The sequence below is a fragment of the Modestobacter sp. VKM Ac-2979 genome (genome assembly GCF_026967995.1).
In the GTDB taxonomy this organism is placed as follows: Bacteria; Actinomycetota; Actinomycetes; order Mycobacteriales; family Geodermatophilaceae; genus Modestobacter.
In genome coordinates, this window is the sequence record NZ_JAPVBO010000006.1 from 448,205 (window position 1) to 459,269 (window position 11,065).

An 11,065-nucleotide genomic window follows, 5' to 3' on the forward strand; every position below is an offset into this window, starting at 1 on the left:
GGTCATTCGGCGGTGCTCGCGATCGCGTTGACGGCGGCGGCGGTGATGGCGCTGCCGCCGCGCCGGCCGCGGACGGCAAGGAACTCCAGGTCCGAGGCGGCCAGCGCCTCCTTGGACTCGACCGCACCGATGAAGCCCACCGGGATGCCGATGACCGCGGCCGGGCGCGGGGCCCCGTCGCGGACCATCTCCAGCAGGTGGAACAGCGCGGTGGGGGCGTTGCCGATCGCGACGACGGCGCCGTCCAGCCGGTCGCCCCACAGGTGCATCGCCGCCGCGGTGCGGGTGGTGCCCATCTCCCGGGCCAGGTCGGGGGTGCGCGGGTCGTTGAGGGTGCAGACGACCTCGTTGAACGCCGGCAGCCGCTTGCGGGTCACGCCGGAGGCGACCATCTGGGCGTCGCACAGCACCGGGGCGCCGGACTCCAGCGCCTTGCGGCCGGCCAGGACGACGTCGGGGGAGAAGGCCACGTCGGCCACCAGGTCGACCTGCCCGCAGGCGTGGATCATCCGGACGGCGACCTGGGCGACGTCCTCGGGCAGGCCCGACAGGTCGGCCTCGGCGCGGATGGTGGCGAAGGACTGCCGGTAGATCTCGGCGCCGTCGTGCTCGTAGGAGTACATCAGTCCTCATCGATCCGGAGTTCGTAGCCGGACGGCGTCGCGACGACGTCGACGACCCCACCCTGCGGTCGGCCGCAGCGGCGCTCGCAGCCGGCCCAGTGCTGTCGGGCGCCGCCGGCGGGCAGCGTCCGGGTGGAGACGGCGGTGACCGCGTCGGCGCGGACGTCGGCCAGCGACTTGGCGCAGCCCGGGCGGCCGGCGCAGGTGGTCACCTGCAGCCAGGGGCTCGCCTCGTCGAACACCATGCCGGTGCGGAACAGGTCGACGGCGGCGTCGTCCACGGCGTCCTCGGCCAGGTCGGGCACGACGACGCTGCGCCAGGGGGTCAGCTGCACCTCGTCGGCCAGCCGGGCGAGCAGGTCGGCCTGGTCGGCGGTGAGCCGGCCCAGCGGGACGACGCCGATCAGCGCCGTCCGGCCGTCGACCTGCGTCGCGGCCCCGACCGGCCCCACCACCGCCGCCCCCGGCACCTCCACCGGACCACCAAAATGGCCATTTTGGTGGTCGGGGTGGTCGGGATGGTCGAGGCGGGTGGCGACGCGGGTGGGGCCGTCGGCGAGCTCGGTCAGGCGCCAGGCGGTCGAGCCCTGGGCCGTGCGCTCGGCGAGGAAGGCGCGGGCGGCGTCGAGGGCGAGCGGCACCGCGTCGGCCGGGGAGCAGCGCAGGCCGGAGTCGACGCCGCCGAGGAGCAGGGCCACCGAGTCGGCGGAGAGGGCCAGCAGGCCGACGTCCCCACCGAGGCCGACGACGTCGCCCCGGCCGTCGTCCAGGGTGAGCAGGAAGCGGCCGGGCAGTTCGGCGAGGGCCGGGTCGGCGCAGAGGCCGGCGTCGAAGGCGGCGATCCACGGCCGGACGTCGACGTGCCCGTCCTCGGTGCGCCCGGAGAGCGTGCTGGCCAGCACGTTGCGCACCCGCTCGTGCGTGGCGCTGGGCAGCAGCCCCACGGCGGCCAGCCGGTCGCCCAGCTCGACCTCCGCGCCGGACGGGAGGCCGCGCAGCTGCAGGTTGCCCCGGCTGGTCAGCTCCAGGTGCCCGTCGCCGAGCTCCCGGGCAGCCGCCGCCAGCGCCTGCAGCTGCGCCGCGCTGATCGCCCCGCCCGGCACCCGGACCCGGGCCAACCCGCCGTCGGCGGCGGCGTGGGTCTGCAGGGCGCCGGGGCAGGCGTCGGCGCGGTCGCGCGGAGGGGAGACGGAGGCACCGGATGAGGACATGGCGCTCGCGAGGCTACTTCCCGATGGCCCCGGTGCACCGGGGCCATCGGACCGGTCCTGCTGGATCAGGTCAGCGACGTCCGGTCGAAGGACATCCAGACCCGCCGCCGGTCGGCCCGGGTGCGCACCTTCGCCATGGCGTCGACCCGCTGCTGCTGCTCGGCGGTGGCGCGGTGCTCGACGACGGCGAGCTCGGCCTGTCGCATGTCCCGCTCGGCCGCCTCCTCCGCCGGGGTCTGCGGCAGCTGCGGGTCGGTGTCCTCGGAGGACACCTCTGGGCCGGTGTCCTCCCGGTAGGGGCTGTCGGCCGGCAGGTTGCCGCTCACCCGGCCGTAGGCGCCCAGGATCAGCAGCACCAGCCCGGCGCCGATGGAGAAGATGACGTTGGCCATCGAGAACGCCAGCAGGTTGAGGTCGCTCTCCAGGACGGCCAGGTTGGCCAGCGCCGAGACGAGGAAGAGCGTGCCGATCACCAGCATCGTGTTCGAGGCCGGGCGGGGCCCGAGGAACGCGGTGACCACCAGCACCAGCGCGGTGACCACAGAGATCGTGGAGAGCAGGCCGTTGGAGGAGAGGCCGGCCACCTCGCCGCCGTCGGTGGAGAAGTAGGCCAGCCCGTCGGCGAAGCCGAGGATGCCGAAGGCGAGCAGGACCAGGGCCACGACCACCGCGCCGACGCGCTGCACCGTGTAGACCACCGACCCGCCGCCCTCGTCGGTCTGGTTCGCATCGTCCGACCGGTTCGGCCGACGGTCTCGCAGGTTCTCGCGCACGCCCATGGGTTGCCTCCGTCGTGTGGATGACCAGACACCGGGGCTTCGTCGGTGACGGCTCGGACGGATGCGCCCTGTGCACGACACGCCGGGAAGAGCCGTGGGGACGGCGCTGTTACGGGCCGGTGGAAGGAGCGTCATGACCCAGCCGTACGAGATCGACCTGCACTCGGAGTACCTGCGCGCGGACCTCTTCTTCGCGATGGGCCAGCCCGCGGAGGCCGCCCGCGTCCTGGACGGGGTGCTCGCCGCCGAGCCGGACAACCAGGCCGCCCTGGAGCTGCTGGCTCGGAGCCTGTTCGGTTCGGCCCAGTTGGGCCGCGCGGAGGAGGCGCTGGCCCGGCTCGTGGAGCTGGCCCCGGCCAACGGGTGGGCCCGCCGCGCGCTGGCCCGGACCCTGGAGCGGCAGAGCCGCGGTGCCGACGCCGCCGTCCACCACCGGGTCGCCGACGCGCTCGGCGCCGCCTGACGGCCCCGTCCCGAGGCTCGCCCCCAGCTCGCGCGGGGTGAGCCTCGGGACGGGGGTCCTCCGTCAGGCCGGCGTCAGGTCGGTCGAGTGCAGCACCGCTCCGGCGACGTCACGCAACTGGACCGTCATGACCCCGCTGTGCCCGTCGATCCGTACGTGGCCGAGGAACTGGAGGCCGGCGCTCGGCGGCTGGTTCGGGGTGTCCGCGGCGCGGGACCAGACCACCTGGGGGCCGAAGGTGCCGTCGAGGTCGTTGGGTCCGAACGTGCCGGCGTGCAGTGGGCCGCTGACGAACTCCCAGAACGGGTCGAAGTCGGAGAACGAGGCCTTCTCCGGGTCGTAGAAGTGGGCTGCGGTGTAGTGGACGTCGGCGGTCAGCCACACCACGTTGCGGACCCCGCGGCGCTTGAGCTCCGACAGCAACCACGCCACCTCGAGCTCCCGTCCGGCGGGCCCGCCGGGAGCGTGGTTGGCGATGGCCTCCTGCGCGACCTCGCCGTCGGGCACCACCACGCCCAGCGGCATGTCGGAGGCCACCACCTTCCACAACGCGCAGGAGGCGGCCAGCTGGTCGGCGAGCCGGGTGAGCTGGTCGGCGCCGAAGATCCGGGTCTCCGGCCCCTCCGTCGCCAGGTTGGCGGAGTTGGGTCCGCGGAACGAACGCAGGTCGAGCGCGAAGACGTCGACCAGCGGGCCGTAGGGGAGGACCCGGTCGATCCGGCTGCCGGAGAGCGGCATGTACTCGCCGAACGCCTGGCGGGCGCGGGCGGCGAGGGTGTCGACGTCCTTGACCGTGTACCTCGCGTCGGGGCCCGTCGTCCCGAGGACCTCGCCGGGGTACCAGTTGTTGGTCACCTCGTGGTCGTCCCACTGGACGAACTGCGGCACCTGGGCGGCGAACCGGCGCACGTTGTCGTCGATCAGGTTGTAGCGGTACTGACCGCGGTACTCGTCCAGGGTCTCGGCGACCTTGCTCTTCGCCGGGGTGACCACGTTGCGCCACACCGTGCCGTCGGGGAGCTCGACCCGCTCCTCCAGCGGCCCGTCGGCGTAGACGCTGTCGCCGGAGTGGATGAAGAAGTCCGGGTCGAGGAGGCGGACGGACTCGAAGCCGGTCATGCCCCCGAGGTCGGGGTTGATGCCCCAGCCCTGCCCGGCGACGTCGCCGGACCACGAGAAGCTGACGTCCCGGCGGTCGGCCGGGGCGGTGCGCAGCGTGCCCAGCAGCGGCTCGCAGGCCGGGCCGTGCTCCCCGACGAACCGGACGCGGTAGAACAGCTCGGTGCCGGCCGGCAGGCCACTGAGCGCCACCTTGCCGGTGAAGTCGGTGTCCGGGCCGACGTCGACCCGCCAGCGGCCGCGCCGGCCGCGGAAGTCCTCGGTCCCGGCGACCTCGACCAGCATCCGGGCCGGCCGGTCGGTCTTCGACCAGATGATCCCGGACGTCGCGGTGACGTCGCCGCTCTGCACACCCCACGACGTGGCGGGCCGGTCGAACCGCTGAGCCGGCGCGGCGAACGCCCGCGGTGCCGGACCGAGCAGGGCGCCGGCGCCGGCAGCACCGCCGACGACGGCGGCGGCCTGCATCAGCTGCCGTCGGGAGAGCGGTCGTGCCGGAGGTGGACCGGGCGAGGTGCGTGGCTGATCGGACATCGGTGGCCCCCTGGGTTCCGCGCTGGTGGTGGAACCGTGGGCCGTCGAGGAGGCGGCCGGACCACGGGTCGGCGACCGGCAGGCGAGGACCGAGTGAACCGGCCGTGGCGGGCCACGACACGGCGGCGCGTCCTGCTCGCCCGTGCCCGCGTTCTCCCGATCGGGGGACGCGCCCCGCTGCGGCTCAGGTCCGGGCGGAGCGCCGCCGGGACGCGGCCAGGGTGAGCACCGCGACGACGACCGCCAGCGCCAGCGCCGCCCCGATCGACGGCCGCACCCCAGCACCCAGGCTGGTGCCCAGCGAGTAGGTGCCCGCACCGAGCAGCGAACCCATCACCACGGCGGTGGTCTCGGCGAAGGCGACTGCGGTGGCGACCGCGGCCACCCGGTCGGGCGCCAGGTCGTCGAAGGCCTGCGCGGTCAACCGCGGGTAGGCCAGCCCCATGCCGAGGCCCCCCACTGCCCAGGCAGCGATGAGCAGGGCCAGCGCAGCGGCGGGGGAGAGCAGTCCGCTCTGGGTGAGGCCGACGGCGGCCAGTGCTGGGCAGAGGACGGCGATCCCGAGGGTGGCCGGGTCCGGACGGCGTCCCGGGCGCGGTGGTCGTGCACCGGCCACGGACCAGGTGACCAGCCCGGCCGCGATCGCCACGGCTCCCGCGACCACACTCCGGTCCAGCCCCTCGACGACGGCGAGCGGTACCAGCCCGTCGGCGGTGAAGAAGGCGACCACCAGGCCGGTGAAGCAGATCAGCACCCAGGTGCGTGGGCGCTCACCAGCGGTCGCCTGGTCGAACACCCGGATGCTCCCGGCGGCGGCCAGCAGGAGGCCACCGGCCAGCAGTGGGATGCCCCAGCGGCCGCTCCCACTGGCCAGGGTGGCCAGCACCAGGCCGGCGACGACGAGCAGCCCGACGCCGACCGCGACCGTGCGGCGTCCGGTGCGCCACGGGATGAGGTCGACGTCCCGGCCCATCAGCGCGCGGGCGACGATGACGACCGCCGCCGGCCAGGCCATCGCCCAGCGCCAGTCGGTCCAGACGGCGATCGCCGCGTTCAGCGGTGGGCCCACCAGCGAGGGCAGCAGCCAGACCAGCGAGAACAGCCCCATGACCCGGGGTCGCAGCGCGTCGTCGAACAGGCCGCCGAGGGCGCTGAGCCCGAACGCGGCCAGCAGTCCGGCGGCCAGCCCGCGGACGGCGCTGCCGGCCAGCAGCCAGCCCATCGCCGGTGCGGTGGCCGACATGATGACGCCGACGACGTAGAGCAGGGTCGCCACCAGCAGCGTGGTCCGTGGACTGAGCCGGGCGGTCAGCCCGGAGCCGGTGGCGAGCACCAGCACGGAGACCAGCGTGCCGGCCGCGAGGGTCGCGCCGTAGAGCCGGCTGCCGTCCAGTTCCCGCGCCGCGAGCGGGAGGACGGTGGCGTAGGCGATCCCCTGCACGGCGGCGGCGAACTCGGCCAGCAGCAGGGCGAACAGCAGCCGCCCGCGGCGGCCGGCGAAGACCGCCCGCAGCGAGGTGTCGACGGGGGTCCCGGTGTCGGTCATCGGCCGTCGAAGAGCTGGTCGAGGTGGTGGCGGAGGACGGCGGATGCGGCGTCCCCACCCCGCTGACCGCCGATGACGCTGGCGCCCAGACCATTGGTGAGCGCGAGCAGGACAGCGGCCACGTACCCGGCGTCCTCGCCGGCGGCGATCTCCCCGGCCTGCTGCGACAACTCGACCTGCCGGGCGAGCAGGCGTTCCAGCGCAGCCGGGTCGTGCGCCTCGTGCCGCGCGGCGAGGCCGGGATCGGTGAGCACGAGGGCGTAGAACGCGTCGTAGGTCGTCCGGATCGCCCGGCTCTCCTCGTCGGTCGGCAGCACTCCGAACAGGACTGCCTCGATCACCTGACGCGGGGACGGCGGCTTCCCCAGCCCCTCGAGTCGCGCTTGCACGCGTGCCGTCAGCCGTTCGCCGAGGTAGGGGAGCGAGCCGAGGAGCAGTTCGTCCTTGGTGGAGAAGTAGTACTGGACCAGGCGCAGCGAGACTCCGGCCTCGGCCGCCACCTCCCGCATGCTGGCCGCCTGCAGGCCGCGGGTGGCAGCGATCCGCAGCAGCGCCTCGGCGATCTGCCGACGGCGCTGCTCGTGGTCGACGCGGGTGGGCACGGGCTCCTCCTCCGACTGGCGCTGCCGGGCATTGTGGCGCACCAGGCGGTCTTGATACGGTCGTATCACGATACGCCGACGACGGGACGCCGATGACCACGACCACCCCCGCCCGGATCAGCTCCTTCACCTCACCGCGGTCCCGGGACCGGTTCCTGACCGCCTACGACCGCGCGCTCACCGAGCTCTGGCCGGTGCCGGTGCGGTGGGTCGAGGTGGAGACGGCGGCTGGCACGGTGCACGCCCTCCGGCACGGCCCCGAGGGCGACGACCCGGTCGTGCTGCTGCCCGGCGCGGGCGGCAACGCACTCAGTTGGTACCGCCACGTCGCCGAGCTCGGTCGCACCCGCCCGGTGCTGGCGGTCGACCCGCCCGGTGAGCCGGGCCGTTCGACTCAGACTGCGCCGCTCGCCGACGGCGCGCGCTGGCTCGGGGAGTTCCTGGCCGGCGTCGGCGCCGAGCGTGCGCACCTGGTCGGGACGTCGTTCGGCGGGTGGACAGCGCTGACCCAGCAGGTGCACGAGCCCGGCCGGGTGGCGGCCGTGACGCTGGTCGACCCGGCCGGGTTCGGGACCGTGACCGGGAGGTTCTACCGCTGGGTGGTCCTCGGTGGCCTGGCCGGGCTGCTCCCCGCCCCGCTGCGTCGGGCCGCAGCGCGCCGGCTGGTCAACGGCACCCTGGCCGAGGACGGGCTGATGCGGCTGGTCCGCGCGAGCACGTCGTTCCGCCGCCGGCTGCCCACCCCGCCTCCGCTGACCGACGCCGAGTTCACCGCCGTGCCAGCACCGGTGCAGCTCCTGCTCGGCCAGCGCAGTGCCCTGCACGACTCGGCGGCCGTGGCCGAGCGGGTGCGCACCGTCGTCCCCGGGTGGCGGGTCGAGCTCGTGCCCGGCACCGGTCATGCCCTGTCGATCGAGGCACCGGAGCTCGTCGTCCGGCGGGTGCTCGAGTTCGGGAGCACCCGCCGGAGCGACTGATCAGCGGTCCTCGACCGAGGGCGGCGGGTTCGGGGTGGTGCCGTCGACGCCCGTGGTGGCGGCGGTGCTGCCGCCCGTCGGGGAGGGCGTGATGCCCCGCTCGGCGACCGGCAGGAGCGCCCCGTGGGCCAGCCGCTCGCGGTAGCCGAACAGCTCCCGCTTCACCACCCGGCTCAGGATGTAGAGCCCGATGATGTTGGGCAGCGACATCAGGAAGATCATGCTGTCGGAGAAGCCGATCACCGCGTCGAGGGTGGAGGAGGCCCCGATGACGACGAAGATGCAGAAGATCAGCTTCCAGGTCCGGTCCACGACCATCGACTCGCCGAACAGGTAGGTCGACGCCTTCAGCCCGTAGTAGCTCCAGGCGAGCATCGTGGAGTAGGCGAACAGGATGACCGCGACCGCCAGCACGATCGGGAACCAGCCCGCGACCGTCTCGAAGGCGGCCGAGGTGGTCTCCACCCCCGGGGCGCTGGTCTCGTCCGCCCAGGTGCCGGTGATCACGATGGCCAGCGCGGTCATCGTGCAGATGACGACGGTGTCGACGAAGGGCTCGAGGACGGCGACGTGCCCTTCGGTCGCCGGCTCGTTGGTCTTCACCGCGGAGTGGGCGATCGCGGCCGACCCCAACCCGGCCTCGTTGCTGAACGCCGCCCGCCGGAAGCCCTGGATGAGCACGCCGACGACGCCGCCGAACCCGGCCTCGGGGCTGAACGCCGTCCGGAGGATCTCCCACAGGGCGCTCGGGATCTCGGTGAAGTTCGAGAACAGGACGGCGAGGCAGGCCAGCACGTAGAAGACGGCCATGAACGGGACGAGCTTGTCGGTGACCCGGGCGATGCTCCGGATCCCGCCGATGATCACCGCCCCGACCAGGATGGCGAGCACCAGGCCGAAGACGGCGCCGGCAGCCCCGAACCCGAGCCAGCCGTCCGCGCCGCCGGTCACCGACTGGGCCTGGGCGAAGGCCTGGTTGGCCTGGAACATGTTCCCGCCACCGACGGCGCCACCCAGGGTGAAGATGCAGAACAGGACCGCCAGGACCTTGCCCAGCGTGCCCTTGCCCTTCTCCTTCAGCCCCTGGCTCAGGTAGTACATGGGCCCACCGGAGACCCGGCCGTCGTCGTAGACCCTGCGGTACTTGACGCCGAGGGTGCACTCCACGCCCTTGGTGCACATGCCGACGAGGCCGGCGATGATCATCCAGAACGTCGCCCCCGGTCCGCCGAGGGAGATGGCCACCGCGACGCCGGCGATGTTCCCGAGGCCCACCGTCCCGGAGACGGCGGTCGCCAGCGCCTGGAAGTGGGTCACTTCACCGGCGTCCTCGGGGTCGTCGTACTTGCCCTTGATCAGCTGGATCGCGTGCCCGAAGGCCCGGAACTGGAAGCCCTTCAGGTAGATGGTGAAGAAGATCCCGGCGACGACCAGCCAGACGACGATGAGCGGCAGCTCGACGCCCTCGTCGATGAAGTCCAGCGGGACGGCGGCGAAGACGATGCCGGTGATGACGTCCGAGATCGGTGCGAAGACGTCGTTGACCTGCTCGTCGAACGTGGCGGCCAGCACCTCGCGGGCAGGGACGTCGGAGAGGGCGAGCTGGGTCATCACGGCACCACCAGGACGGGGACGGGGGAGAGCTGGATGAGGCTGCTCGGGGTGGACCCGAACAGCAGCGTGCGGACCCGGCTCTGCCCGATCCGACCGACGGTGATCCACGCGGCATCGTGCTCACGGGCCAGGGAGACCAGCGTCTCAGCGGGGTGCCCGTGCCGGACGACGCCGTCGATCTGCAGGTCACCGGCGGCCGACAGCCGCGCGAGCGCCGGTTCGAGCACCCGCTCGCGAGCCGACTTCGCCTCGCGTTCCTTGTCGATCGTCCGGCGTTCGTTCTCCTCCGCCGTGGAGAACGAGTAGGGCGACCAGGGGACGACGCAGGCCAGCACGAGGCGCAGGTCGTGTCTCCGCGCGGCGTCGGCAGCAGCGTCCGCTGCACGTCCGCTCGCCTCGCTCCCGTCGAGCCCCACGATGATCGATGCGGACATTGGGTGACCCCCAGCCGTCGCGGACGTTGCCGGAAAGCTAGTGGCAAGCAACGGCCCACCGCCAGACGGAAGCGGGCTTCACCGTCGAAGCTGTGATGTGCTGGTGACCGCACGGCCGGCGTCCTGACCGGTTGGCCGCGCCGAATGCCCGCCTCGACTCGAGCACCTGCTCGGCCAGGAGATCCCTCATGAACCGCCGCACCGTCCGCCGCACGCTGCTCGCCCTCCCGCTGTCGATCGCCCTGTCGCTGCCGCTCGCCGCCTGCGCCAGCGACGAGCCGACCGAGTCGGCCGGGTCGGCCGAGTCGGCGGTCCAGGAGGTGGCGGCCGAGGTCCCCACCGACCTGAGCGAGCGCCCCGAGGTGTCGGCGTCGGACGCGGCGGTGCCCACCGAGCTCGTGCTCGAGGACGTCGTCGTCGGGGACGGCACCGAGGCCACCGAGGGCACCACCGCGCAGGTCAAGTACGTCGGCGCCTTCTACGAGACCGGGGAGGAGTTCGACGCCTCCTGGGACCGGGGCGAGGACGAGACCCTGCCGGTCCCCCTCGGCGCCGGCCGGGTGATCCCTGGCTTCGAGCAGGGGATCGAGGGCATGCAGGTCGGCGGCCGGCGGGTCATCGCCATCCCCAGTGAGCTCGCCTACGGCGACCAGCCCCCGCCCGGCATCCCCGCCGGCTCCGACCTGGTGTTCGTCGTCGACCTCGTCTCGGTCGACTGAGCCCGGCCGCAGAGGCCGCTGCGCCCGACCACCGCAGGGGCCTGGGGCGGTGGTGGGCCCGCGGTCTGCTCGCCGGCTACCTGGCCCTCGGCGCCTTCGTGACGTTGTGGCCCACCCCGGTGGGCGGGTTCTCCGGCCCGATCGCCCGCGCCGTGCTGCAGGCCACCGGCCTCTCCTGGTCGGTGGTCTTCCCGCTGGTCGAGCGGGGCAGCAACGTGCTGCTGTTCGTCCCGCTCGCGCTCTTGCTGTGCTGGTCGCTGCCCCGATGGCCCCGGTGGGCGGTCTGGCTGGCGTGCGTGGCCGGCTCGGTGGGCGTCGAGCTCGTCCAGGCGCTGTTCCTCCCGGCGCGCTACCCGTCCCTGGTCGACGTCGTCACCAACAGCACCGGCGCCGCGATCGGCGTCGGGCTGCACTGGCTGCTGAGCCGCCGCCGCTGAGGCCCGG

Annotated in this window: 12 protein-coding genes; 4 read left to right on the forward strand and 8 right to left on the reverse strand. The window is 73.7% G+C overall.

What is annotated here, in order from left to right:
* Positions 1-2: 2 nt before the first annotated feature.
* The 3 genes from O2W15_RS19410 to O2W15_RS19420 form a co-directional block, all read right to left on the reverse strand.
* The gene (locus tag O2W15_RS19410; protein ID WP_036333987.1) at positions 3-623 is read right to left on the reverse strand and encodes a precorrin-8X methylmutase; all 621 of its coding nucleotides are present in this window, start codon (positions 621-623) and stop codon (positions 3-5) included.
* On the reverse strand, positions 623-1,834 hold the full coding sequence (cobG, locus tag O2W15_RS19415; RefSeq protein ID WP_269180577.1) for a precorrin-3B synthase: 1,212 nt from the start codon (positions 1,832-1,834) through the stop codon (positions 623-625). Before cobG ends, O2W15_RS19410 begins: the two co-directional genes overlap by 1 nt.
* Positions 1,835-1,899: 65 nt before the next feature.
* Entirely contained in the window at positions 1,900-2,613 is a 714-nt protein-coding gene (locus O2W15_RS19420; protein WP_269161387.1) for a DUF4383 domain-containing protein, read from the reverse strand.
* Positions 2,614-2,746: 133 nt separating this feature from the next.
* Here O2W15_RS19420 and O2W15_RS19425 point away from each other — a divergent pair, with 133 nt between their 5' ends.
* Positions 2,747-3,076, forward strand: coding sequence for a tetratricopeptide repeat protein (locus O2W15_RS19425; protein WP_269180578.1), 330 nt, complete (start codon positions 2,747-2,749; stop codon positions 3,074-3,076).
* A 63-nt stretch (positions 3,077-3,139) separates the two neighbouring features.
* On the opposite strand, the gene O2W15_RS19430 is transcribed toward O2W15_RS19425, so the two are convergent.
* The 3 genes from O2W15_RS19430 to O2W15_RS19440 all read right to left on the reverse strand — a co-directional run bounded on the left by O2W15_RS19430 (position 3,140) and on the right by O2W15_RS19440 (position 6,877).
* Positions 3,140-4,729, reverse strand: coding sequence for an alkaline phosphatase D family protein (locus O2W15_RS19430; protein WP_269180579.1), 1,590 nt, complete (start codon positions 4,727-4,729; stop codon positions 3,140-3,142).
* A gap of 184 nt (positions 4,730-4,913) precedes the next feature.
* Positions 4,914-6,275 carry an MFS transporter gene (locus O2W15_RS19435; protein WP_269180580.1) on the reverse strand — a complete coding sequence of 454 codons (1,362 nt, stop codon included), beginning with the start codon at positions 6,273-6,275 and terminating at the stop codon, positions 4,914-4,916.
* Positions 6,272-6,877 carry a TetR/AcrR family transcriptional regulator gene (locus tag O2W15_RS19440; RefSeq protein ID WP_269161391.1) on the reverse strand — a complete coding sequence of 202 codons (606 nt, stop codon included), beginning with the start codon at positions 6,875-6,877 and terminating at the stop codon, positions 6,272-6,274. Before O2W15_RS19440 ends, O2W15_RS19435 begins: the two co-directional genes overlap by 4 nt.
* A 92-nt stretch (positions 6,878-6,969) precedes the next feature.
* Here O2W15_RS19440 and O2W15_RS19445 point away from each other — a divergent pair, with 92 nt between their 5' ends.
* Positions 6,970-7,854, forward strand: a complete 885-nt coding sequence (locus O2W15_RS19445) for an alpha/beta fold hydrolase (RefSeq protein ID WP_269180581.1) — start codon at positions 6,970-6,972, stop codon at positions 7,852-7,854.
* On the opposite strand, the gene O2W15_RS19450 is transcribed toward O2W15_RS19445, so the two are convergent.
* The gene (locus O2W15_RS19450) at positions 7,855-9,465 is read right to left on the reverse strand and encodes an alanine/glycine:cation symporter family protein (RefSeq protein WP_269161393.1); all 1,611 of its coding nucleotides are present in this window, start codon (positions 9,463-9,465) and stop codon (positions 7,855-7,857) included. It lies immediately after the preceding gene.
* A complete protein-coding gene (locus O2W15_RS19455; protein ID WP_269180582.1) occupies positions 9,465-9,902 on the reverse strand; it encodes a universal stress protein in 438 nt (145 codons plus the stop codon). The genes O2W15_RS19450 and O2W15_RS19455 overlap by 1 nt, the downstream gene beginning before the upstream one ends.
* A 188-nt stretch (positions 9,903-10,090) precedes the next feature.
* On the opposite strand from O2W15_RS19455, the gene O2W15_RS19460 reads away from it, so the two are divergent.
* Complete coding sequence (locus tag O2W15_RS19460; protein WP_269180583.1) at positions 10,091-10,621, forward strand: FKBP-type peptidyl-prolyl cis-trans isomerase; 531 nt, start codon at positions 10,091-10,093, stop codon at positions 10,619-10,621.
* A gap of 80 nt (positions 10,622-10,701) precedes the next feature.
* On the forward strand, positions 10,702-11,058 hold the full coding sequence (locus O2W15_RS19465; RefSeq protein ID WP_442929953.1) for a VanZ family protein: 357 nt from the start codon (positions 10,702-10,704) through the stop codon (positions 11,056-11,058).
* Positions 11,059-11,065: the final 7 nt, after the last annotated feature.